The 24,317-nt window shown below is 42.0% G+C and carries 23 protein-coding genes; 11 read left to right on the top strand and 12 right to left on the bottom strand.

The window, feature by feature from the left end; genetic code table 11:
- Nucleotides 1-248 precede the first annotated feature (248 nt).
- Complete coding sequence (locus EO98_RS01205) at nucleotides 249-635, top strand: hypothetical protein (protein WP_235283899.1); 387 nt, start codon at nucleotides 249-251, stop codon at nucleotides 633-635.
- A 1,000-nt stretch (nucleotides 636-1,635) separates the two neighbouring features.
- On the opposite strand, the gene EO98_RS18980 is transcribed toward EO98_RS01205, so the two are convergent.
- Entirely contained in the window at nucleotides 1,636-1,725 is a 90-nt protein-coding gene (locus tag EO98_RS18980; protein WP_235283907.1) for a 4Fe-4S binding protein, read from the bottom strand.
- Between EO98_RS18980 and EO98_RS01195 the strand changes: the two genes are divergently transcribed.
- Complete coding sequence (locus EO98_RS01195; RefSeq protein ID WP_235283897.1) at nucleotides 1,695-1,904, top strand: glycosyltransferase; 210 nt, start codon at nucleotides 1,695-1,697, stop codon at nucleotides 1,902-1,904. The genes EO98_RS18980 and EO98_RS01195 overlap by 31 nt on opposite strands.
- A gap of 131 nt (nucleotides 1,905-2,035) precedes the next feature.
- Complete coding sequence (locus EO98_RS01190; RefSeq protein WP_048143026.1) at nucleotides 2,036-2,368, top strand: carboxymuconolactone decarboxylase family protein; 333 nt, start codon at nucleotides 2,036-2,038, stop codon at nucleotides 2,366-2,368.
- Between the two features lie 169 nt (nucleotides 2,369-2,537).
- Here the strand turns inward: EO98_RS01190 and EO98_RS01185 are convergent, their stop codons facing one another.
- Nucleotides 2,538-3,482 (bottom strand): radical SAM protein, encoded by a 945-nt coding sequence (locus tag EO98_RS01185; protein ID WP_048143024.1) that lies wholly within the window; start codon nucleotides 3,480-3,482, stop codon nucleotides 2,538-2,540.
- Nucleotides 3,483-3,802: 320 nt separating this feature from the next.
- Between EO98_RS01185 and EO98_RS01180 the strand changes: the two genes are divergently transcribed.
- The 3 genes from EO98_RS01180 to EO98_RS01170 all read left to right on the top strand — a co-directional run bounded on the left by EO98_RS01180 (nucleotide 3,803) and on the right by EO98_RS01170 (nucleotide 7,051).
- Nucleotides 3,803-4,876: a radical SAM protein gene (locus tag EO98_RS01180; protein ID WP_235283895.1), complete on the top strand. Its 1,074-nt coding sequence runs from the start codon at nucleotides 3,803-3,805 to the stop codon at nucleotides 4,874-4,876.
- A 96-nt stretch (nucleotides 4,877-4,972) separates the two neighbouring features.
- Nucleotides 4,973-6,004 (top strand): L-histidine N(alpha)-methyltransferase, encoded by a 1,032-nt coding sequence (locus EO98_RS01175; protein WP_048143020.1) that lies wholly within the window; start codon nucleotides 4,973-4,975, stop codon nucleotides 6,002-6,004.
- Between the two features lie 33 nt (nucleotides 6,005-6,037).
- Nucleotides 6,038-7,051: a dimethylarginine dimethylaminohydrolase family protein gene (locus EO98_RS01170; protein WP_048143017.1), complete on the top strand. Its 1,014-nt coding sequence runs from the start codon at nucleotides 6,038-6,040 to the stop codon at nucleotides 7,049-7,051.
- A gap of 6 nt (nucleotides 7,052-7,057) precedes the next feature.
- Here EO98_RS01170 and EO98_RS01165 read toward each other — a convergent pair whose 3' ends face one another.
- The 5 genes from EO98_RS01165 to EO98_RS18975 all read right to left on the bottom strand — a co-directional run bounded on the left by EO98_RS01165 (nucleotide 7,058) and on the right by EO98_RS18975 (nucleotide 11,970).
- The gene (locus tag EO98_RS01165; RefSeq protein ID WP_048143015.1) at nucleotides 7,058-7,960 is read right to left on the bottom strand and encodes a prenyltransferase; all 903 of its coding nucleotides are present in this window, start codon (nucleotides 7,958-7,960) and stop codon (nucleotides 7,058-7,060) included.
- A gap of 224 nt (nucleotides 7,961-8,184) precedes the next feature.
- Nucleotides 8,185-8,907 (bottom strand): amino acid ABC transporter ATP-binding protein, encoded by a 723-nt coding sequence (locus EO98_RS01160; RefSeq protein WP_048143014.1) that lies wholly within the window; start codon nucleotides 8,905-8,907, stop codon nucleotides 8,185-8,187.
- Nucleotides 8,891-9,586 carry an amino acid ABC transporter permease gene (locus EO98_RS01155; protein WP_235283893.1) on the bottom strand — a complete coding sequence of 232 codons (696 nt, stop codon included), beginning with the start codon at nucleotides 9,584-9,586 and terminating at the stop codon, nucleotides 8,891-8,893. The genes EO98_RS01160 and EO98_RS01155 overlap by 17 nt, the downstream gene beginning before the upstream one ends.
- 446 nt (nucleotides 9,587-10,032) lie before the next feature.
- Complete coding sequence (locus EO98_RS01150; RefSeq protein WP_048143011.1) at nucleotides 10,033-10,899, bottom strand: basic amino acid ABC transporter substrate-binding protein; 867 nt, start codon at nucleotides 10,897-10,899, stop codon at nucleotides 10,033-10,035.
- 747 nt (nucleotides 10,900-11,646) lie between these two features.
- Entirely contained in the window at nucleotides 11,647-11,970 is a 324-nt protein-coding gene (locus EO98_RS18975) for a hypothetical protein (RefSeq protein ID WP_052734581.1), read from the bottom strand.
- Between the two features lie 413 nt (nucleotides 11,971-12,383).
- Between EO98_RS18975 and EO98_RS17605 the strand changes: the two genes are divergently transcribed.
- The 3 genes from EO98_RS17605 to EO98_RS01130 all read left to right on the top strand — a co-directional run bounded on the left by EO98_RS17605 (nucleotide 12,384) and on the right by EO98_RS01130 (nucleotide 15,352).
- A complete protein-coding gene (locus tag EO98_RS17605) occupies nucleotides 12,384-12,986 on the top strand; it encodes a YigZ family protein (RefSeq protein WP_082098429.1) in 603 nt (200 codons plus the stop codon).
- A 334-nt stretch (nucleotides 12,987-13,320) separates the two neighbouring features.
- Nucleotides 13,321-14,406, top strand: a complete 1,086-nt coding sequence (locus EO98_RS01135) for a DUF5050 domain-containing protein (RefSeq protein ID WP_235283892.1) — start codon at nucleotides 13,321-13,323, stop codon at nucleotides 14,404-14,406.
- An 85-nt stretch (nucleotides 14,407-14,491) separates the two neighbouring features.
- Complete coding sequence (locus tag EO98_RS01130; RefSeq protein WP_048143003.1) at nucleotides 14,492-15,352, top strand: GNAT family N-acetyltransferase; 861 nt, start codon at nucleotides 14,492-14,494, stop codon at nucleotides 15,350-15,352.
- On the opposite strand, the gene EO98_RS01125 is transcribed toward EO98_RS01130, so the two are convergent.
- Nucleotides 15,330-15,671 carry a nucleoside triphosphate pyrophosphohydrolase gene (locus tag EO98_RS01125; protein ID WP_048143001.1) on the bottom strand — a complete coding sequence of 114 codons (342 nt, stop codon included), beginning with the start codon at nucleotides 15,669-15,671 and terminating at the stop codon, nucleotides 15,330-15,332. The genes EO98_RS01130 and EO98_RS01125 overlap by 23 nt on opposite strands.
- A 115-nt stretch (nucleotides 15,672-15,786) precedes the next feature.
- Between EO98_RS01125 and EO98_RS01120 the strand changes: the two genes are divergently transcribed.
- A complete protein-coding gene (locus tag EO98_RS01120; RefSeq protein WP_048142999.1) occupies nucleotides 15,787-16,680 on the top strand; it encodes a DMT family transporter in 894 nt (297 codons plus the stop codon).
- Nucleotides 16,681-16,751: 71 nt separating this feature from the next.
- On the opposite strand, the gene mtaA is transcribed toward EO98_RS01120, so the two are convergent.
- Complete coding sequence (mtaA, locus tag EO98_RS01115; protein ID WP_048142997.1) at nucleotides 16,752-17,777, bottom strand: methylcobamide:CoM methyltransferase MtaA; 1,026 nt, start codon at nucleotides 17,775-17,777, stop codon at nucleotides 16,752-16,754.
- Nucleotides 17,778-17,945: 168 nt separating this feature from the next.
- Between mtaA and EO98_RS01110 the strand changes: the two genes are divergently transcribed.
- Nucleotides 17,946-18,254 carry a hypothetical protein gene (locus tag EO98_RS01110; RefSeq protein ID WP_048142995.1) on the top strand — a complete coding sequence of 103 codons (309 nt, stop codon included), beginning with the start codon at nucleotides 17,946-17,948 and terminating at the stop codon, nucleotides 18,252-18,254.
- Here EO98_RS01110 and EO98_RS01105 read toward each other — a convergent pair.
- The 3 genes from EO98_RS01105 to EO98_RS01095 form a co-directional block, all read right to left on the bottom strand.
- Entirely contained in the window at nucleotides 18,229-19,962 is a 1,734-nt protein-coding gene (locus EO98_RS01105; protein WP_048142993.1) for a histidine kinase N-terminal 7TM domain-containing protein, read from the bottom strand. The genes EO98_RS01110 and EO98_RS01105 overlap by 26 nt on opposite strands.
- A gap of 314 nt (nucleotides 19,963-20,276) precedes the next feature.
- Nucleotides 20,277-21,395, bottom strand: a complete 1,119-nt coding sequence (locus tag EO98_RS01100) for a hypothetical protein (protein WP_156160977.1) — start codon at nucleotides 21,393-21,395, stop codon at nucleotides 20,277-20,279.
- Nucleotides 21,396-22,193: 798 nt separating this feature from the next.
- Entirely contained in the window at nucleotides 22,194-23,984 is a 1,791-nt protein-coding gene (locus EO98_RS01095; RefSeq protein ID WP_048140881.1) for a hypothetical protein, read from the bottom strand.
- Nucleotides 23,985-24,317: the final 333 nt, after the last annotated feature.

Genomic DNA, 24,317 nt, shown 5'->3' with positions numbered 1-24,317 from the left:
CATAGCTTTCTAAAACTTAAATTTCAACTATGGTGTCTATTGTACATAATTTGGCATTATAGATATGTAATTCCTAATTAATTTGAAGTAAGGTAGTGGGGTGAATCATTGATCAAATCTGAAAAAACGAGCACAGACTCCATGTTTGAAATAAATATAGAGAGATTTGGAGACTCTTGGTTTTCAGTAACTCACTCCACGACCTGAAGTAAGATGATTATAAAAATTAAATTTAAAAAGTGATATTTGTGAAAATACAAAAACTCAAACCTGAAGAGATTTTTGGATTAATGTTAGGCATTGTACTTAGTTTTATTATGTTTAGGTTATCTTTTAAGACGAGCGATGTATTACATTTTTCTAATCAAATAGTTGTTTGGGTTAATACTGGTCTTATCGTTTTCTTCATAATAGTGGGGCATTATATAGTCTCAAGGAAAGTAATTGACGAAAAAAAGAGAACTGATGACATAATAGGTCTTAAAAGTAATTTACTGGGTTTTTTCATATGGCTTATTGTAATAATAATTGCAACCTTGTTGAATATAGAAATTAATCAGACTACGATTATAACGGGAGGTTATCTTACAATACTTTTAATCCTTTTATACATGAATAAGAAAGTTACTAACTGAAGAATAGTCCAAAGTAGGAATTGGATTCACAGATAGATGGAAAATATTAATTCAGGCAATTTAGCCATGACCGACTTCCTTTCTTTTTTGAATTATTTAGAGCCTCTACAGGCTTTCAGGGAAAACATACCAGCCCTTAGTAGATTTCTTAGCCACGAGGCAGCAAAGCACTCCAAAAGCCTGTAACCCACTTTCCGCAGATGTCCATTCATTTTTCATAAGTATTCATGCTCTCGTTTTTCATGAAAACCGCTCTAGTTACTCAAACACGTATTTTTGAAATTTTCCAAAATTTTCGACCTTTTGCCTTCATTCAAAGATTTCGGCAGCCATTTCCCAAAGTTTCAGTTGAGATAATAACTGCAGATTTTCGAATAATTCTCCAAAAACGACATCAAGAAAAATGTTCTTTTTTTGAAGACATCTGCGGAAGGTCGGTTAAAACGAGAATTTTTAAAAAATATTCTTATTCTGCCTACTTCGGCTGCGACGCTGCCAGGAAAGATGCGTCAGTACTATGGAGAGAAGATTACACTCAGAAAACGCGAATAAAACCGGAGTTTATAAGATATCGTGAAAATCGGGCTATAGCTATTGATATTGTGTAGATATAACAAAAAATTAATTAAGTTCCAAATCCATTTAATTCAATTTTGGCGTCACCACATCTTGAATTTGCCCAAAGATTGGTACTTATGTGTTTGCCCCTTCCCTATAAGGAAGAAAACAATATAGGGCGTCTTGTTATAAGGATTATGTGTTATACCCTACATAATGGGAATTTAGCTATTTTTGTTATACCCCACATTTTATGCGTCGCCTGATGCTGTTTTATACTACAAAGTATAAACTCCGGTTTAAGAGAGCTGGTAACTAGTCATCGGAATTATCTCATGTAAAACATGAGGCTTCGGAAATAGAACAGTAAAGCCAGAGAAATTCGGAAACATTTTTCCAAATAAGATCATTTTCCGAATAATTCAATAACTTCTGTTAACATTTATCCGAGAGGAGTTTTCTGTGGGCACTTATCTTCACATTGCCCGCATTCCGTACAATTTGAAGCCTGGACTTCAAGACCACTGTACAGAACCTTTTCCCCTTCTGCATTATCAACCTGCTCACCAGTCCAGAAACGAGGGGGTCGGGATTCCAATTCTTGAAGCGATTTCAAAAAAGGTCCCTTTTATAGCAATGAACCACAGCGGAGTTTCGGACATTATTGAGCACGGCGTAAATGGCTACCTTGCAGATAACCTCACTGAGTAGAAGAACGATTAAAGAGATAATGATTTCAAAAGATTTTGAACTAATACTTAAATATAAAAAAATATCATAATATGTGTACCGTCTTAACAGTGTGAACCTGCAAGTTTGCAGGTAAAAAAGGAGCCGTATAAATGAAAATGCTGGAAGAATTTTTCCCTGAATTCACCCAGAAGCTGGACGAAATTGACCAGCTTTATGCCGAAAAACGGATGATCGATGAAAAGACCTACCAGTTCATCTGCTTTGCCCTCTCCATCAAAGGCAGGTCAAAGCCCTGCGTCCTGAAGCACTTCAAGGGTGCCCTCGAAGCAGGAGCTACGGTCAAGGAACTCTCATACATCTTTGCCCTGGTCATGAGGGAAGCCGCAGGAGCCGACGACTGCTGGACCCACGACGTGATAGGCGACTGGAAAGAGATCCTGAAAGGCAACATTTCCTGCAGCTGCGCAGGAGATGAAAAATAAATACTCAAACTCAAGATTTTTTTGGATATAACTTCCAAAAGGGACATGATTTCAGGAATGCAGCTCTTATTTCTCACCCCTAATCTTTTCAGGCTCAGAAATATGGAATGGGAAAAATCAAGAGCTTCATTTTCCTGTATCCGGATTCCCTAATTTAAGAAAATGAAGCTTAAAAATCATCTTTGGAAAAATCCGTGAGCTTAAGTTGTCTGGGGCATAAAAGTTTTGCTCGCATTGATTTCATGTAATCTCCTGAGAGCTGGTATTTTTCCATGAGAGGCCTGAGCGCCCCGTAAAGTTCAGCCTGATAGGCCCCGTCAACCACTCCTTTTGCATACAAACGGCGGTAAGGAGCAGAAAGTTCAGGAAAATTGCAGGCAAGGAAATTGAAAAAATGCTTTCTGGTTTCACCCCTGAGGTAAAGGATACCCGTAAGAGCATAATCTACCTTACAGTCGGCTGCAAGAGAGAGAATTTGCTCAAGGTTCTGAGGGCTGTCCGTAAGAAAAGGAAGAACAGGCATCATATGAAGCCCGGTAACAGCGGCTGTATCTTTGAAAGCCCTAAGGACTGAGAAGCGCTTTTCCGGAGAAGAAGCCAGGGGTTCCAGCAGAGAGCTTAGCTTATCATCCATTGTAGTGACCGTGACTGCGACGTTTACATACGTCAGTTCAGAAAGCTCTTCAAGAAGGTCGCAGTCTCTGAGGATAAGATCGGATTTTGTGGATATAATAACAGGGTTTTTGTATTCGATCATCAGCGCCAGGACTTTCCGCATCAAGCCATACCTTGCCTCAGCGGGCTGGTAGCTGTCGCACACTCCACCTATGTTGATTACATCTCTTTTCCAGGACCGGGCTCCAAGCTGTTTTTCAAGGGCTTCTGCAATGTTGGTCTTTACGCAGATCCTCCGGAAAAAAGCACAGTTTTCCTTCCCTGTAGAGGAATAACTCTCCTCTTTTTCCAAATAGTTGTGAGAATACATTGCATAACAGTAATTGCAGCCGTGTTCGCACCCCCTGTAAATATTCAGGTCCCAGCCGAAAGGTAATTTGAGCCTGCTAGTTTCCTTTATATTATTCAGAGCTTTTTTAACCCGGATTTCCTCAAACATCCGGGAATAAGATTGGGTTGAAAGCTATAAGAAACTTGAGAACAGAGTATATTAGAAAAAAATCAGTAGAAAAAATCAGTAGAAAAAATAGGCAATTTCAATGAAAAAAGGGGATAAACATTGAAACAAAACTAAAACAAATAAGAAATAGAAAATCAAAAACATCAGAACAAAATAAACCATCTTATCTCGAAAATATCACTTAGTTTCTTGTAACTTGATAAAGGGTGATATATATACCTTTTAATATGTTGGGGAAAGAATCAAAAAATTTCGATGCGTTGAGCCTGTTTTCACCACCCCCTGTCCTGAGGGGATACATGTACGGGGCACAGGAAGCCTATGAAGCGAGGAACTCAAACAGGCTTCTGGCCATACGGCTTGAAACAAACACATCATGTAACCTCCACTGTCGCTACTGCTATGCACAAAGTGGAGAGGATTCAGTAAAAATAGCTGATTTTAATGTCCTTAAACGCATAATATCCGAAGCAAAAGAACTGGGGATCAGGTCTGTGGTGGTGATAGGGGGAGGAGAACCGACTCTTTACCCTAACTTTAGAGAACTGATTGCCTGCATTGATTCCCTTGGGATCATTCCGATGCTTTTTTCAAATACTGTTTTGATGACAGAGGAACTTGCAGGGTTTCTGTATGAACACAACGCCTCTATTATGGGAAAGCTCGATTCCCTCAGGCCTGAGGTCCAGAACTATCTGGCAGGCAGGGAAGGGGCTTTCGAGGATATAAAAACCGGACTTGAAAATCTGATAAAAGCAGGCTTTTCAAACCCTGCCGAGCCTGGGAAACTCCGCCTGGGAGTCTCTTTCGTGAGCAATAAAATGAACCTTGAAGAGATTGAGGAGATCTGGCACTTCTGCAGACAGAACAATATCTTTCCTAACATGGAGATTCTCACTCCAACAGGCAGGGCAAATGATGAACTTGAAGATAAACTGCTCACAGCCGACGAGATAAAAGAGTACAAGTTAAAATTGCTGGAAATAGACAGGAAATATTACGGATACGACTGGCTGCCCTATACCCCGATCACTGCAAGCGGCTGCCTTCAACACCTTTACAGCCTGTACATCAATATAGAAGGAAATGTCAGGCCCTGTGCACCTACAAAACTGGACGAACATCCCGCACTAAGGGTTAACGGGGAATATCCCTATAACATAAACAGGATGAGCCTGAGGGAGATCTATGACTCCGATCTCTTCAAATATGTAAGGAATATCGACAAAGTGCTGGAAGGCAGATGCGGGAACTGTGAACACATGGAAGAATGCATAGGCTGCCGCGGATACGCTTATAGCGTCGGGATAAATAACGGAGCCGGCCCACTCGAAGCCCTGAAGATGGAATGTAAGCAGTGCTTCAAAGAATGATAAAACAATAAAAAGCGGTCCATATAATTGATAGTAAATAAATTTATTAAGTGCGGGGCATATATATTATGAAATGACCCTGGGAGAAGTGAGAAGTTGGACAGCACAGGAAAAGCGAGATTAGAACAGGCTCCGGAGAAAGAAGAAAAGATCGTAACTATCAGCGAAAAAGACCCCGAAGAGAAGCTGTATGAGAGCCTGAAGAAGTTCGAACTGCCCGATTATCTTCTGTATACAGGCGCGGGAGGGGCAAATAACTGGCTGAAGCTGGATGAATCCAAAACGTTTCCTGTTGCCCGGCAGCTCAAGATAATGCTTGAGGAGAATGTTGCTTCGATCGTCAGATTCATTCCTGCCTGCATGAACCTTGTGAGTGTGGGAGTAGGGAGTGGGGAAAAAGAAAGAATTCTTCTAGAAGAGCTAATAAAGAAAAAACGGGCTGAAAAACAAGCCTTCGAAAAAGTATCAACACACTATTATCCCGTCGATATAAACAGCCAGTTTGTAGACATCGCCCTTGAAAAGGTAAAGGACCTGCCTGTAGAAAAGAAAGGGATAGTCGGCTTTATCGAGGACATGCCTCTCCTTAAAAAACACTGGCGACCCCCGGTTTTGTTTTGCATTCTGGGAAACACGTTTTGCAATTATGAGCCTGAATTCATTCTTCAGCTGATCTATGAAAACCTTGAGCAGGGAGACCTATTCTTCTTCGATGCCAACCTTCTTCCTTCACAGGGTTCAGGTGAAGAGGCACAGTCTTCAAGGAAATCTATCCTGGGCACATATGCCTCAAGAGAAAATGCGCTCTTCAATATGTACCCCCTGCTTCAGTACGGAATGGCTCCTGAGGATTTCGACTTCGAGCTTTTGCTTGCACATGTGGATTCCAAAATAGGGGCACTGTATAGGACCCGGAAGAGCCTGAATATCCTGAAGGACGCTGAGATCAGGATCGGGCCAGAGACCATAGGCTTCAGGGAGGGAGACGTCATACGCATGGGTTTTACATATAAATATACATATGACCAGATTATCGCTTTTCTAAACATCTGCGGATTTGAGGTTCTCAAGGCTTTCCTGAGTGAAGACAGAAGAAATGTGATGATCCTTGCAAAAAAACGCATATGAGAATGACAATAAATTAGAATGGAGGTTCTGGACATGGGTTGCCGGATAGAAAAATTGAATGGGGTGAAAAAAACCGGATCGAGTATTGCTTACGGCTGTGATGACCTGGGGAAGCTGAAAAGTGTACTTGTGCATACTCCGGGAGATGAACTCGCCCTGGTCAACGAATCGAACTATAAACACTGGCTTTACGATGAGGTCCCTGATATTTCCGGATATATTGAAGAACACAGGCGTTACCAGGCCCTGCTGGAATCAAATGGAGTCAGGGTCTATGAGCTTGCAGACCATGTGACAGAAAAAAGAGACCTGATAAACAGGATGCCAAATATTACCTTCCTGCATGACACTGCGGTTATTTCCAGAAAAGGCGCAATTCTTTCAAAAATGCGTCCTCCTGCAAGGGAAAATGAAGAGGTTGTCGTAAAGGAAGCTCTGAACAACCTGGGAATTCCCATACTCAATGAGTTCAACGGGGAAGAAGGATTTTTTGAAGGCTGTCTCCTGCTCTCAAAAGAGACGATTTTTGTTGCTGATACGGAAAGGCATACCTATCCCTTTATCCGGGAATTTATTTTGAATATCCTGAGCGAGTTTGATGAAGTCATCTACGCCCGCATTCCTAAAGCCAGGCGCTACATGCACCCTGATACGGTCTTCAATCGAATAAGAGAAGACCTTGCCCTTGCTTACCTTCCAGCCTTTGAAGAGACCTGCCTGTTTACGAAAGACTCCAGAGAAAGAATCGATTTTAAAGAGTTCATGCAGGAGAAAGACATGGAGATCATACCTGTTTCGGACTCCGAGCAAAGCCGCCTTGCCTGTTCTTTTGTCCCCCTTGAAAGCGGGACCATCTTCCACTATGACATTGCACTTGATCAGGACACAAGGAAAAGCCTTTCAGGAGAAGGTGTTGAGATAATTCCTTTCCACCCTGAAGCCCTGCTTGCGGGAGGGGGAAGCCTTCGCTGCCATACCCTGAGACTCTGCAGGAGAAAAAATAAGATTAAGCTAAAAAAGAGAGTGAAAGCCGTGGAAAAGGCATGACGGATTTCACGAAATATAATATAAGAAATCAAGAATGATCGAAACTGCATAGATTACCAGAGTTCCGTGGTAAACAGGCAGTATTCTCAAACCCGCACCTGGACTTTTTTCTTTCCATAGATAAAGGTTTGCCCCTGCAAGGAGTGCAAAACCTGCAAGAAAGCCGTAGTGAGCAATAGGCCCGAGCTCCCTGAGGAAGAAGATAGCTGCAAAGAAATGCAGGAGCGTAAAGCCTGTAACCCAGTACATAGTCCCTTTTGCACCATAAAGGACGGCTATCGAATTCATGCCTCTTGCCCGGTCATTTTCCAGGTCGATAAAGTCGTTCAATCCCAGATGAGCCATCGTCCAGGGATAGAAAAAAACCATATAGAGCAGCATGGTCATATCCGGCTGCCCGTAGCAGAGATAACCTGCTGCCGGAAAAAGGGTGAAGTCAGTCCTTCCGAGAAGCTGGGCAATAGGGAGCTTCTGGTCTCTTTTTTTCACCTGGTAAAAAGCCTCAATGCCATAAGAGTACAGCATGATTGCAAAGACATAGAGTGAATTCGGATAGGGAAGGGTGAAGATCAGGGCTGAAGTAACACCTGCAAGCAGGAGAAACAGCCAGAAGGCATTTTTTGAAGTGATCTTCCCTGAGGGAAGGGGTCTCTCTTTAAAAGGTCTCCAGTACTTTGTAAGGGTATTCTCCACATCAAGCCGGTCTCTTTTTCTGTCCACGTAATCGTTGAGCACGAAGCCGGCTTCGAACCCCAGCAAGCCTATCAGGGCAGCCTTGATAATTAGTGCCCAGGAAAAACCGCCGTAATTAGCAAAAGCAAGCACCAACCCGGAGCAAAAAATAAGGGGCCAGGCAGGAAGGAAATGAGCACGAGTGAGGTCGATGTAGGCTTTCAGGGTTTCTTTCATTTTTTGGGCCTCAGTAACAATAGTGGTAAATAAGGGAGATCATTCCATAAAAATAATGAGTATAAATTAAAACCGTTGTAAAAGGGAGAAAGTTCAGGAATATAAAATAGGTGTAGCGCCTAAAGTTTATTCCGCTCGAAACAAAAAAATCAGAATGAAAAAGGTAAGGTTTCTGTTTATCACAATGGATATATCATTAATTTATAATGAGATACAGAATCTTATTACAGAACCTTACTCAAAAATGACTTTGTCCTCTCATTCTGAGCATTGTAGAAGATTTCATGGGGTGTGCCTTTTTCGACTATGATACCGTCGTCCATAAAGAGAACGCGGTCCCCGACTTCTCTGGCAAAGCCCATTTCGTGGGTCACAACAACCATTGTCATACCTTCTTTTGCAAGGTCTTTCATGACGTTTAAGACTTCTCCGACCATCTCGGGATCAAGTGCGGAGGTGGGCTCATCAAAGAGCATTACCTTCGGGTGCATAGCAAGAGCCCTGGCGATTGCGACCCTCTGCTGCTGCCCTCCGGAAAGGGAACTGGGGTACACATTGGCCTTGTCTTCGAGCCCTACTTTTTTTAGTAGGTCGTGGGCGCGGTCGTAAGCTTCTTTTTCGGAAAGGCCGCGGACCTTCATAGGAGCAATGGCTACGTTTTTAAGAGCGGTCATGTGGGGGAAGAGGTTGAAACGCTGAAAGACCATTCCGACTTCCTCGCGGATCTTGTTGATATTCACTTTAGGGTCAGTGACCTTTTCCCCATCAATCCAGATATCTCCCGAGGTAGGGGTTTCAAGAAGGTTCAGGCAGCGGAGGAAGGTACTTTTTCCGGAACCTGAGGGGCCTATCACGCAGACCACCTCGCTATCTTCAACTTTTTCGGTTATTCCTTTAAGGACTTTCAAGCTTCCGAAATTTTTGTGGAGGTTATTCACTTCTATCACTTACGCCAAGCCTCCTCTCAATGTAATTAAGCACGCGGGAAATTCCCATGGTCAGGGCCAGGTACACAAGGGCAACTGAGATGTATGTCGGGAAAGTGGCAAAGGTCTTTGAGACATAAAGCATCCCATTTTTGGAAAGCTCATGCACGCTGATGATTGCAAGCAGGGACGAATCTTTCAAAAGGGCTATAAACTCGTTTCCGAGAGGAGGGATAATCAACCTTACAGCCTGCGGCACGATAACTTCCCTCATTGCCTGCCCTTCGGCCATACCCAGGGAACGGGCAGCTTCCATCTGCCCTCTGTCAACAGATTTGATGCCTGCGCGCACAATCTCAGCATTGTAAGCCCCGCTGTTAATACTGCATACCGCAATACCCGCGATAATCGGGTCGATCATGAAAGGATCTCCTGTAAGCCCGAAAATAAGGCCAGGGATTCCGTAGTAAAAAAGCAGGATCTGCACGAAAAGAGGAGTTCCCCTGATAAAATCAACATACATTGTACTCGGAATTTTGAAAACCGATCTTTTAGAGAGCTTTCCGAAAGCTGCAATTGTCCCCAGGATTAGCCCGAAAAATATCGCAAAGGTAGTGACCTCTATGGTGATTACCGCTCCCCTCAACAAACTCGGAAATACAGTTATAGCGTGTTCAAGGTAGGACGCTAAAAGAGACAAACTCTAACCTCAGTTATTTATGGATATATAAAATGAATTACATTATACAAATGATAGATCTGTGGGAGATGTTTAGCTCAGATTTGAGCTCAAATTATACAGCCATCCGGGTCCACCTGAATGGGGGTTCCTCTTCAACAAATATCTCTGCAAATGGACTACAACAACGCCTTTCAAGCGAGGGATTTTAAAGTTGCATCCAGTGCAAATACGCGTTTTACAGAAATATATAATTGAAAACACTTTTCCATTATATAAAACCAATCATTTGTAACAAATATATCAGTGGACATATTTTGGAAATGAGATGTTAGATAATTCAGGCAAAAAGAAAATCAAAAGATTTGATCGAATATTGAAGAAATTATATAAAAAGAGCAGAAGCAAAAAGAAAAGAGACGGGAGAGCAGCACAAAATGTGCCAGGCTCTCGAGTTACAGTTAGATTTACTCTTCCATGTAGGTTGGGAGTTTTGTAAGGAGTTCGTCATACTTGCCGCTGGCTTTGACGTTCTCAATACCGGCGTTGATTTTGGTGAGGAGTTCGGTGTTACCAGTGCGGACGGCAAAGCCATAGTCTTCACTGTTAAGGGGCTCGCCAACAATCTCGATTACATCGGGCTGGGCTGCGATGAAAGCTTCCGTGACAGGCAGGTCATTGATCATTGCATCGGCACCGCCGATCTTGAGTTCTTCAATGGCTTCATTTACATGTGGGAAGTCCTTGATCTCAGCAATGATTCCGGCTTTCTGGAGCTCTTCTGCCTTCAGGAACCCGGTGGATCCGGTCTGAACAGCAACGGTCTTGCCCTTCAGGTCGTCAATACTCTGAATGTCTTCATTGCCAATGAGTACGGCAAGAGCCAGGCCTGCGTTGATATAAGGTTCACTGAAGTCAACCTGTTCTTCACGTTCATCGGTGATTGTCATACCTGAGGCAATAATGTCAACATTTCCGGTCTGAAGAGCCGGGATAAGGCCAGCAAAGTCCTGGTCAAGATACTCAACCTTAAAGCCCTGGTCTTCTGCAATGGCGTTCATGAGATCAACGTCAAAACCGATCACATTTCCCTTGGAATCCACAATCTCAAAGGGCGGGAACTGGGCTTCAGTGCCTACAACGTAGGTGGGCATTTCTCCGTCAGAAGAACGGAAAACAGCATCAGATCCGTTATCAGCTGGAACACTTTCTTCGGCGACTTCTTCGACGGCTCCTTCTGCCGCTTCCTCTCCACCCTGCTCAGCACAGCCGGCTGCAAAGACAACAGTAGCAATTACAAGGAGTAGGGATATTATCTTTAACAGTTTCTGCATATCAGTACCTCTGAAAACTCTTCCTCAATATTGAGTATGTAAAATAATCAAACTTTTATAAATAGTAAGACAAAAGATTAATAGCTTTGGAGTTTAAATTAATTTCTTCAGATCGCAAAGTAAAATTTTTTAAACTAGAAAGAGAACTTAAATAGAAAAGCCTGAAAGTTAATAAAACTGAGTTAAACACTGAACATTGCGGCAGGACGCAACACCCGGTAAAAAACTGACATCTCTTTTGTACTTTTCACAGGACAGGAATGCTCAACTAATTTGCAAACATGTGTTTCCATTTATTTATTGAGTCCACTGAATGGCTCTGTATGCACCCCCTGTAGAGTAGAAAGTTCAGGTATAATTCAAGGAGAGGGAAGAAAGTTTGAGTGTACACCGGAAGCAAATAAAAGAAATTTGTAATTCTTGCCGGGGCTCGAATGAGAAAAAATGTTGATGTTAATGTGGCTTTACCCAGAAACCTATTAGTAATATTTGATCTGGAAAACTGATATCTTCAGAAGATTTCAGTGAGCTTAATATTTACCATCTAGTTCCAATTTTTGCCAGATTGTGTTTAGTACTTATGGGTTTGTGACAGAAAAGCAAGAGAAATGCTCTGACATGGGAATTTTATAAAAATACCTTATTGCAGGTTTTACACGGCTATAAACTGATTATATCCGAGTGTTTAAAAAAAGAAATGTGTAGCCTTAAAAGGCTACGCGAATTGTTATTTAGAAATTATACTGCTTATTCAGTGATTTCTTCTTCAGTTGCGTTGTCGTCAGCGTCTTCAGTTGCGTTGAGGTCAGCGTCGTCAGTTGCGTTGAGGTCAGCGTCGTCAGTTGCGTTGAGGTCAGTTGCGTTGAGGTCAGTGACGTTTTCGTCAGCTGGGACGTCAGCCATAACTTCGTTTTCAGTTGAATTTCCATCTTCTGCTACTGGGAGTTCATCAGTCACTTCTTCTGAAGCTCCTTCTTCTGCTGGTTCAGCGGCCTTGTCAGCACAGCCGGCTGCAAAGACAACAGTAGCAATTACAAGGAGCATTGCAATGATCTTAAACATTTTTTTCATTAATATTACCTCTATAATTCTCTTCCTTTTTAACACCCATCTCATATACCACCTCATATAAAAACATGAGACATTTATATGAGATATTTATGCATGACCAACCAATTAGATTAAAACTTTTCGATATGGTAAAAAAATAAGAGACCGAATGATTCAGAGTAGTTCCAACGGATTTTCCTGCAAGAGAATATGTGGGAATGGGTTAAGATTAACAGATATGGCAGGAGTATATTGAAAAATAGGAGTCCACAAATGAGTCAATGTAGACGAAAGAAGTGAAAGGATGGAAAAGCCGCGAGTCGTCAGGCAGCAGAAAATTATTTAAAGATATCAGAATGTTCGTCCGGCGCGCAGCTGCAAAACTTTAAAGCCTCAAGTATAAAACTGATCAAAAAAGTGCCGAGGATAAGACCCTGAATAATTATAAAACCCTGAGAAGCTCTGGCAGAGCCCAAAGAGAATTCAAAAACTCCATATTTATAGGATATGCCAGGCAAGTAAAAAATGAAACCGAAGCAAAAGCTTTCATAAAAGAGATAAAAGAGCTGCATGAAGATGCAAACCATAATGTTTCAGCTTATTTTGTAAAAGAAGGGAGTTCCTTTGCCCTCAGATACGATGATGACGGAGAACCTGCGGGCAGCTCAGGAAAACCCGTTTTTAAGGTCCTCGAATCAAAAGGGCTCTGTAATGTAGCTGTAGTTGTTACCCGGTATTTTGGGGGAATAAAGCTGGGCTTTGGGGGGCTTTCCAGGGCGTACAGGGAAACTGCAATTTCAGCTATTGAAGAAGCAGGTACTGTTGAGGTCTTTGAAGAGGTAAGGTTCAGGATACGTTTCGGATATCCGGAGATTCAGAAGATTAAGAATCTCATTGAGGAACACGGAAAAGTAGAGGAAGAAAAATATTCTGATGCTGTCGAATTTATTTTCCTTGTAAAAAAGAGTTTTGAAGAGAAATTTCTTGAAAAACTGGCAAACCTGACAAGAAATAAAGTTGAGCTTGAGAAGATTTAACTTTGAGAAGTGGGGCTGGATCTTGAATTAAGCGCTGGATCTTGAATTGAACTTTAGAGAAGTGCCCCCTCAAATAAAGAAAACACTAAATTGCAGGAAACCACTAAAAACTATGGGAGATATACATTCTTTAGAAATTACCCAGCTATTGGAAATATTCTATGCTGGAAAATACTTTAACTGGAAAAAAATTAGAAGTTTAAACCGAAATTTAATCCGAGGTTGAAAGTATCTATACTCAAAAAACCCACACTGAAGCTTGAGAGGGAATATTGGAAGTGTAATATTGAGGCACAACAAATTTTCAATTATACTTATTTCGGTTGTTTTATTCATGGTACTGAGCGCATGTGCAGGTTCAGCTGCCAGCGAATCATTGAAAGGAACCGAGCAGGAAGTTAACTCGGCTTTTAGCAACCAGATCAGCCCTGTAATCTCAGGAGACTACATTGTCTGGCAGGATGAACGGGACGGAAACTGGGACATATATCTGTACGATATGACCATTGGAAGGACTGAATCTGCCCTGTTCGAGGACTCAAAAGACGAAATAGAACCGGCAATCTCAGGTAACCGCATCGTGGTCTCGGACAACAGGAGAGGCAACTATGATATTTATATGTACGATATCAACTCCGAGACCAAAACCCAGATTACTTCGGACAGGATAGACCAGAAAGAGCCAGCAATCTCAGGCGACATAATTGTCTGGACGGACCGCAGGAATCAGGATACTGACATTTACATGTATGACATTACCTCCAAAAAGGAAACACGGATAACAACAGATAAGGCAGATCAGAGCCAGCCTGCAGTCTCGGGGAATATCATCGTCTGGAAAGATACGCGTGACGGTAATGACGACATTTACATGTACGATATCAATACAGGCAAAGAAAGCCCTGTGGTTACGGACCCTGCAGGGCAGACAAACCCCGTCATTGAAGGAAACTACATTGTCTGGGAGGACAGGCGTGCCGGAAACCTTGATATCTACATGTATGACCTTTCAAGCAAAAAAGAAATACCTGTTTGTATTGACCCATCCCCACAGAAAACCCCTGCTATCTCGGGCGGGAGAATAGTATGGGCTGACGGGAGGATTAAAGGAACAAACATCTTTATATACGACATCACCACGGGGCAGGAAAAGACAGTTTCCACTGCATCTGAATATGAAAGCAACCCTGCAATAAACGGCAACCGTATAGTCTGGCAGGACAAACGCAAAGGTACCATGGACATCTTTATGTTCACAGAAGATGCTTCCGAGACAGGCATAGCTGCCGAAGAAGAGAAGGGGACTGAAGACGAATCCGGAGCAAAAGAATCGCCTCTCGGCATCTATCCAGCATCAGCTGCAGTTATAGCGGCTTACCTTAGAGCGACTTCAGGGAAAGACAGGAGAAGAAAAATTTAATCTCTGCAAACTCTGATATCAGGCAAAAAAACAGATCAAGAGAAGATACTTAAAAAATAAATAGAAAGTGAGAATATAAACTGTCATGGAAAAAAATTCGGAAAAAATAAGAAAACTGGAAATCCGAAAAATGCGCCGGGAAGAAGCCGGATTCGCAATTGAGATGGCAGCTGCAGAAGGCTGGAACCCTGGCATCCATGACGGAGAACTTTTTTACGAAGCCGATCACAAAGGCTTTTTTATTGCAGAGGTTGAAGGCAAGCCCGTAGGCTGCGCTTCTGCTGTCGCTTATGATGATTCTTTCGGGTTTTTCGGGCTCTATGTAGTCAACCCCGAGTTCCGGAAAAAAGGCATCGGAATGAAACTGACCGAAAAATGCCTGGAATATCTGGAAGACAGGAACATCGGGCTTGACGGCGTTGTGGAAAATGAAAAGAAATACCAGCAGGTTATGAAATTCAGATCCTCCTATAGCAACCTGCGTTTTGAAGGCAGGGGAGGAGGAGAAGTCCCGGATGGACTTATGAAGACTTCGGAAGTCCTTTTTGAAAAACTGCTTGCCTACGACAGGAAGATGTTTCCTGCCCCAAGGTCCGGCTTTCTGGAGAAATGGGTGAATCAACCTGACTCTTACGCCTTTGCAGCACTGGAAGAAGGAAACCTGAAAGGGTACGGTGTGATAAGGAAGTGCAGAGCAGGATATAAGATAGGCCCTCTTTTCGCAGACGACCGGGACACGGCAGAGAAAATATTCAGGGCTCTTAGAGCTTCAGTTCCTGGGGAAACCGTTTATCTTGATGTCCCCGAACCCAATAAAAAAGCAATGGAAATCGCAAAGAGATACAACATGAATGTGATGTTCAAAACTATCCGCATGTACAGCCGAAAAGAACCTGACATAAGGCTTGATGGGGTTTATGGGGTTACGAGTTTTGAACTTGGATAAGCAAAGATAAAAGCAGGAGCAGGTTCTTTTCAAATCCTCCCTTTTCCAGTTTTTTCTGCAGCCTGAGAGCTTCAAGGCTCTCTTTTGAAGAACCCTGGAGTTCTGCGATTTGATAGATAATTTCAAGCAGGTCGGCAAGCTCCTCAAGCTCTTTACTCTCAAGATACTCAGCTAGTTCTTCTCCAAGCTTACTTTCCAGCTCAACAAGAAATTCAGGATCTGAAAGCTCTTTCGCAGCACATTCTCTGCCAGAGTTCCGGATAATTTCCGGGATTCTATCCCTGACCGCTTTAGGGTGATTTTCTGCGGAAGACTTCATTTGAATTAGCCACCTTCACCCGGTCTTAACTTACGAGAAATATATTTCAATAAATATATATGAGACAAATACATATCCAATAAATATATAAGTGCTACACGTCTATCCATGCAGAATGTTTCTGGAGAAAAAAAAGGCGCATCTGGCAGTCATTATAGGCTGCGTGTTCTACAGCATGAACGGGCTTTTTATTTCCCGTATCCATGATATGGCTATTTCTCCAGTAATCTTTTATAGGTTGTTCTTCGGGCTTCTGTTTCTTTCTATATATATAGTAGCGAGAGGGAAAACCTCGGACCTCAGGTTAAAGAAAAAGAAAGGAAGCCTGTTCCTGCAGGGAGTGCTCGTGGTTACGTGCATGCTGCTCTATTTTACCTGCCTGAAGATTACCTGTGTATCCATTGCAATTCTACTCCAGTATACAGCCCCAATCTATGTAATGCTGGCTTCCCCTTTTCTCCTGAATGAGAAAATCGGAAAGGAAAGTATAGCTGCCCTCTTCATCGCAATCACAGGAGTATTTCTGATAGTCAGACCCGAAGGTGGACTTTCCGGCATTGAACTTACCGGCACCTATATGCTGGGCATGATAGCAGGGCTGCTTTCGGGAGTTGTCTTTGCGGCTCTGATCCTGAACGTAAAAGTTTTAAAAGCGGAATACCCGGAGCTTGCAATCGTCTTCTGGCCCATGGGGATTGCGTTTTTGCTGCTGAGCCCGTTTGCATTTGAAGTTTCCCCGGCTGTCCTTTACAGCAACCTGAAAGTGCTTGCTGCTTTCGGGATAGTATCCATAGGTTTCGGAGAGATCTTTACAATTCTAGGACTTGCTAACCTTAAAGCCCAGACAGGAAGCCTCCTTTCTCTGATAGAACCTGTTAGTGGGGTATTTTTTGATATCGCAGTGCTTGGAATTGCGCTGTCTTCAGAAACTCTTGCAGGTTGCGCCTTAATTATGGGCTCAGCAGTAATTATAAGTCTGAATGATTCAGAGAAGCTTCCGGAAAAATAAGTGAAGAAACTCCCCGGGACTTTTTAAAAGAACAGCCTCCGCAGGTTCTTCCTAAAGCCCCTCCGAAAGATTCACAATGAGCAGTACTCATCCCTTGCCCTGAAAAGCGCTTTTATATTCTCGAGCGGAGTATGGGGAGCGAGCCCGCAGCCTGGAGCAAGAATATCGATTCCATCTTCAAGGCATGCCCGGGCTTCAATTATAACCTCTTCAGGCCCTTTTGTCAGCAGGGTATCAGAGGGAGATACATTTCCTATCAGGCGTGCCCGGTTGCCTACAATTCTCTTTGCAAAACTGACGCCCACCTTCTCTTCAATGCTGATTCCTTCAAACCCGGCATCTGCAAGAGGGTCAAGGACAGCTGTGGCGTCCCCACACATATGGAGGATTTTTAATCCTTTAACCTCCCTGCAGAATTTCCTGTAGAGTGGAAAAACAGATGCCTCAAACATCTGAGGGGCAATAATATCAGGGCCGGCTTCGGAGTCTATAAGCACTACGGCATCTGCCCCTCTTTCCAGCAAACCGTTAGAGTATTCTATACAGGCTTCGGTCAGAGTTCCCATGAGTTCCTCAATAACTTCAGGGTTTGTCACAAACCACATTAGGTAGTTTTTCATCCCGGCAAGCATAGAGGCAAGTCCGGCAGGACCCACAAGCCCTGCAACAACAGGCACATCTTCCCCGACGTTATTCTTCATAATTTCAACCGCATCCAGCACTACCGATGTCCGCCTGCTTTCAAGAAGAGGACCGGGGATTGAAAGATTCTTAACATCATTCTTTTTCTTGCAGGGAAAATCAGTAACATAAGGCTGTATATCGACACTACCTTCAGCTACCGTACAGCCCAGGGTTTCGGCAAGCACCGTAGTGCAGAAAGGACAGCGCACGTTTTCAAACCCTGCAATCTCATGGCCTGCCAGGGCAAGTGCCGCCATCTTGTGGGAGTCGTAATTAGCCTGAGGCCAGTAAGCTCCTGTCATATCCATGAGTTCGACAGTGCCTGTCTGGGTTACCGAACAGACAGGAACCATATCCGGGGATTCGCCTTTCAGTGCCCTTTCAAATCTCTCTTTTAGGGTAATCTCACTCATTTTGTCACCAGATGTAATTAGATATTATTTGAGATGTAGTTGTTAACTCAAAGAATGATTTCCAGAGAATATTTACTTATTTTATAATATACTAAGAAGAAGATATAAAAAGATATAAATTAAAAAAACTTCACAGAGATTAGGTAGAAGTTAACGGGTGAGAAGAAGATGGGAAAACAGAATGATCATAAGCAAGAAAACCAGTGGATGATACTAGCCTTTGCCATAGGTGCCGCCCTTGGAAGCCTTTATGGAGCTTTTATTCTTGGACCTGCGCTGGATAGTATTGCGGAAGGGGCAGCTATAGGCATTGCAATGGGAATTGGAGCTGGAGTAAGTTTAGGAACTGTCCTGGAATTTGGGACCAGACCCGAGAAAAGGAACAAAAAAGAAAGTAAGCTACTTATCGCCGTGGTTGTTGCAACCTTAATTCTGGTCCTTTCAACTGTATTTATGGCTTATTCAGGTACTGCTTAATTTCATGAGGTCCGCCCTCAGAAGAGGATCTGCGCCAGTTTCCCGGTGAAACGCTAATTTCAAATCTTGCGCCTTCTCCTTCGATTCCTGTTTCATTAATTTCCATGCCTGTAATGGAAAGTATGCCTCTGACGAGGAAAAGACCAAGCCCGGTATTTCTACCTACGGATTTCTCAAAAATAAGTTCTTTCATGACAGGAGAGACCCCTATGCCATTATCCTTTACTTCGATTACAACACTTTCCCCGACTATATGAGAGCTTACATCAATCTCGCTGACGTGATCTCCATGATTTCTTGCATTGTCAAACAGGTTGTAGAAAGCTTTTTTGAGCAGGGGGTCGGCATATACATCAAGCCCATTATCCTCTATGGAAAACTTTAATCCCTGCCCGGAAAAGGCAAATGCCGCCTCTTTTGCAATGTTGCTTATAGACTGCCAGGTAGGGGAAACAACTCCGAGTTCCTGGTAATCCTTTGTGAAAATGATCTGGCTATGGATTGTTTCAATGCCTTTGTTAAGATTTCGGAGGTATTTTGAGATCCTGCGGTCTCCTTTTACATCCGGAGGAAGCATTTCCGAGATAAGCTCGGTATACCCTGAAAGTACATTCACCTGATTGAGAATATCGTGCCTGGTGATATTGCTCATGAGGTTTATCTTCTTGTTTGCCTGTTTCAAAGCTTCCTGGTACCGATGTATCTCCGTAATATCATGGATCATTACCAACTTGCCCTCTGCATCATCCCTTGTCATAAGGGGACTGACACTGACAGTGAAGAACCTTGTTTCCAAACCGCTCTTGAGTGAAATTTCCCTGCCGAAACTTCCCTCAGGCGAATCACCAAAAATCTCCACTCCCTCTCCGAAAATGCCATTTAAGTTTTCTCCCATGACCTCTTTTCTTACTTTTCCGGCGAGTTCAAGTGCTGCCTTATTAATATCCACTATAGAGTTTGAAAAGTCCACAACAATGTACCCGTCATTCATGGATTCTATCACACTCTCTCTGGCAACTGGAATAATGTTAAGGAACTCATGCTGGATTGTGCCCCAGAAGAGAATCAAACCGGTTATTGCAAAGGAAAAAGGAGTCGGATCAAAAAATTCAAAGGGCCCGATATTTGCTATGTGAAGTAGATTTCCAATCACCGGAACACAAGCTGCAGTAAGAGCAATGGCTGCCTGGGTCCCATAAGGTGCGGTAAGGTGGATAAACTGCCTGAAAAAGAAAAAGATTCCTGCGAAGATCAAACCAAAGGAGTAGATATAAAAAAACCAGAAAAATGGCCCATGCTTAAGTACAAGGAGAGGAAAGCCTCCTGAAGCATCAAGATAGAAACCTTCAAAGTACAGCCCGTGGATACTGTTTGTAAGCATCAATAGAATTGCAAGGCAGGGAAAAAGAAAAAGCAGTTTCTCATACTTTCGTGCAAACTGCCTGCATACCCCAGAGTATTCGGCTGCAAATAAAAACCACGCTACAGGAGCAAAGGCGATCCCCAGGTACTGGAGATGGGCAAATAAATACTTAAACTCAATATCCAGGAATCCGATTTCAAAAGCGTAATTCACGGACCAGAGAGCCATGCAAAGCATAATTAATATAAAATGCTTTGCAAAAGGCAAACTGCGGTAATTAAAGGCTTTGTATGCTTTGATTGCAAGCAAAGTGGATATAAGCCCTGAAAAAATTAATGCCCCCATATAGGGAAACGCAACGGTGTGTATTTGCAGGCTGATAAGACGACCTTCCTTTTTACAATTATTATTAAGCGAATGGGGAGAGTCAGGAAATAGAAGTAAAAAACACCAGACGTTTTAATAGTAACATAAAGACTATCTATATAAATTTATGTATTTAAGCAAAGAGAAATAAGATTACGATTATACTGTCCACGATATAAAATTCTTAGAAATAAATATTGGGAGGGTTCAATATAAAATTTATATTACCCGGACCCTGACAGAAAAGGTGGAGATCCTTAAAGGAAAACTCCAGATAATTGCGATTTATTTGCTTACCAGACACCATTGTTTTTAAGAGTTGCAAGGATATTGGTAAATTCACTGTTGAACCTGCACTTCCCAAAATCAGGAGTGTCCAGGATTTTCTGCTTTACAGCCTGCAGCTCATTCATAAAACATCTTGAATCTTCAAAACCGGAGAATCCGGATTTTCCGCCTTCTGGATACTCTCCGAAATGCACGATATTTTCCTCCAGGATTTCCAGGAACCTGGGATCAAGATCTTTTGTAAAATAAGTGTCCAGCACAAGGAGATTTACGATTCTCTCATAGAATTTTAGAAGCTCGTAGTCTTCACTTCCGGAAATGTTAGGAGAAGCAGTCCGGTAAATCTGTCCGTGAATATAGGTCAGATAGCTGGAAAGTGTGCTTATCAGAGATTCAAGGTTTTTCTCTTCAGGGAAAACAATAGGGAAACGCCTTAAAACTCCCGGATTCAGGCTCCCATTGTAAAGCCTGTCATTCTGGCAGATCTCGGAAAAGACCCTTGAAATTGAACTGTTAAGTGCAGCGAGGACGTAAAAATACCTGGAAGGGTCTTGAAGTACGACTCCACAACCTTTTTCAAAGAGATTGTTTCCTGCTGCGTCAAAAGAAGCTTGCAAGCTGTAATGATCCGAAACGACAATTTTCGGGATATTGATGTACTGCAGCAGTTTGCAGTCTCCAACACTGTAATCTGCAGAAGAAAGAAATGTGGAATTGTGCTTAAAATTGTTTTTAAACTCCGTAATCCGGGCATATGTCAGGGGATACCTTTCCTTCAATTCCTCAGGTTCAAGGAGTCGACACCCTTTCCTCAGACCATCGGCTTTAATTTCGTAAGGCAGCATGAAACAATAAGGAGATGGGTGAACCGCATATTCGTTAGAAAAGGCACTGTCTATAAACGGATATACAAGTTCTCGTTCGAGATTGATCTCCCTGTTCAGGCCCATACATTTATAAGGGTTTTCAGGAGAGTCATTTTCCGAAAGGCTTAACTTATGCAGATATTCGCTGTCAGTATTTATCCCACAAAAAATATCTGCTGAAATATCATCCAGGGTGTTCGAAATCTTGCTAACTTTTTCTATAATACTGTTTTTGCTCCAGAACATGATAGGTTTCACTTCGTTATAATCGTGGAATTTATTTATGAATAGACTTATCCTTTCTATAAATAGACTTATCCTTAATCAGAAAATGATTTATTCCCGCCAGAAAAAAAATCATTCAGAGTTGATCCCGGAAACAAAAGGGTTAACGGAAAATGCATTTCTCGTAGATAAAAAACCCGGAAGGATTTGGACCATACATATTAACTTCTAATAAGTGGCTCCTTTAATCCAGACCTGTAAAGGCTAAAAATTCTCTCAGGACTATCGTTTTTCGTTAAAATTTTCGAGCATTAAGGAGGGGAATAATCTGCCTGGATTAAGATTCATGCTCCCGCAGCATTAGGAGCCAGGGAAATTAATCCTTCTGAACAGCAAAGATCTGAACCTTTTACGGTCTCAGTGATTCCGACTGGAAAACTTGGCATTCTGCCCTGAGAGACTTTTACCCCGTGGGTTAGAAAAGGTCAATGTATATAAACATTTCACAAAAATCTAAAAGTATTGTACCCGGAAATGCTTTTGCAGATTCAAAACCATTGGGGAGTTCAATACATGAAGCAAATACAAAGTAGAAGTAGAATAGTGAGTCGTCTGTATCCGTTATACAACTATATCCGATATACAACTATATCCGATATACAACTATATCCGATATACAACTATATCCGATATACAACTATATCCGATATACAACTATATCCGATATACAACCTCAATAAAAAAAATTAAAAAAGGGAAATGATTTTGGAATAAATCACAATTGTTTTAAAAAACAAACATCCATTGTTATTTCTGTTTCTAGTGAAATGATCACTGTTCCGTGCCCTCCGGATGTATGTTGTAAGTGTGGTTATTTTCAACCTGGAATGTGATTGATCCATCCCCTTCGACCTTGTAACCGAGGAATTCACCCGAGGCATTGTCGTAGACCTGCGTGTTGTCCCCGGCACTTATATTTACATTTATGAGTGCGCGGGCACCATTTGTGTTTGCCTTGAAAGTGAAATAATCATCCCTATATTCCAGAGAATCAAAAAATGCATCGTAGGTATTGCTATTTACCATGTAATATTCGTAAAACGACACTATGGATACATTATTTGAATCGTAGTTGTCAGCCCATTCCTGGAATTTTGGGTAGCTTATAGAGTACTTTATAGAAGGGTCTTTATCGGTTTGGTGGGTAAAAACCGGATATGCCATTCCGGCTGATGATGCTGTTTCCCACCATCCCCAGGTATCGTCGTCCAGGTTTCCGACACTTTGTTCAGCATGAACCCCCGAGTTTCCATTTCTCCAGACCATTCCCAGGTTTTCATATGCATAAATTGCGTGTGTAATGTTATCACTATTTCTCAAAGAACACCAGTTTGTCGGCTTCTCCCCTATTGTTTCATAGACGTACCAATACTCCTCATCCATTAATCTGTATGCTTCTTCGAGGGGAAGGAGGGTCAATTCTTTGGAATAATGTATGCCAGTATCCCATGAATCGTTTTCCACCAGACCCCGCAGGTATTCAATTTCCGTTTCATTGCACTTCTTGAGAAGTCCTACATCAAACCATATTGTGCCTTTATCCCCTCTGCTATTAAGGTAGTTGATGCCCTGCCCCGTCGTATTTTTCGGATGCGGCCCATCAAGTCCAAAGGCAAGCATTCTGTTATCTCCAATTGCTGTTATGAAATTTCTGTCCGCATACTGGTCTATGCTATGTATATTCACATCAAGGAATGTTCCTTTTCCGATGACAAAGCCCGTGAACTTGATGTACCCGTTTGAGAAATCCACATAAGGCAATTTCTGCCTCTCAAGATCATAAAATGGAGTTACTATGTATGTGCCATCATTTATGGCGATAGTATTTGTTTTGTTGTACCCGTCAAAGATTATTTTGAAATCAGATCTATCACCGGCATTTTTCAGGTATATGGTTTCATATTTAAGTTCGCCGGAAGGACTTTTGTAATAGCTTTTTAGGACGGATTTGTTACCTATTTCGGTAATTATCATCCTTGAACCCGGACTATTGAGTTCAACGAAACTTTCAGGGTCGTCCGTATTTATATCCATTGAAATTTGATAAGTGCATTTGGCCATCGGCGTAAAGCCGCAGATATAAAGTGATCCTACCTGTTTCGATTGTTCAAGATAGTGAATCAATGGAATGGAAGCACATTTACAAAAATTGAATGTCTTTGAAGAGCTCCTGAAATATCCTACATATGTATCTGTTCCAAAATTAGTGATGGGATCTACAACCGGAAGTATGAAGTAAGAAACTGGAGAGCAGTCTCTTGTAGTTGTATATTTTAACCTCATCGAGGAATTATCAAAAATGACTTTTGATTCATGGATCCCGTAAATTGTTGAATACAGTATATCGGAAGTCCCATTCTGGAGTTTTGCGACAAAGGCATTTCCAGGAACACCATTATTCTCTGAATAGTTGCCCGTGAAAAGTAGAATATTACCTTGATTAATATTGGTGAGAGTTTTTGAACTGTTTGTGTCCCGGGAAACTCCGAGTTCTCCGGTACATGAGTAATTTAATATCAAGCACATGAAAAGAAATATTTTTATCTGATATGACCTCTCCATTTGCCCCCCTCTTCCTAATGATTTTCGAAATTTGCGTTAAAGGTTATATTATATGCAGTCTCGTGTGTGCAAAATATATAATATTATTTGTATTTATTGCCCAGTGATTCAAAAATTAATAAACTGCGTTTTAATATAGCAAATATAGACTATAAGAACTTTTGTTTAGTGGTAAAAGAAGGTACGGAAAAAATTGCATGTACAACAAAAGTAATTTATCTCAGTTCCTGTTGTAGTTACCACGCAGCTACTGTCAGGAACAGTTTAAGCCCGGACCTGAGCTTAACAAAATTCTAAAATAGCCTTCTCGGAGATTTCCTCTGGATTAAATGC

It is taken from the genome of Methanosarcina sp. 2.H.T.1A.6, from assembly GCF_000979455.1.
GTDB lineage: Archaea > Halobacteriota > Methanosarcinia > Methanosarcinales > Methanosarcinaceae > Methanosarcina.
This window is presented reverse-complemented; position numbering and strand designations above follow the sequence as displayed.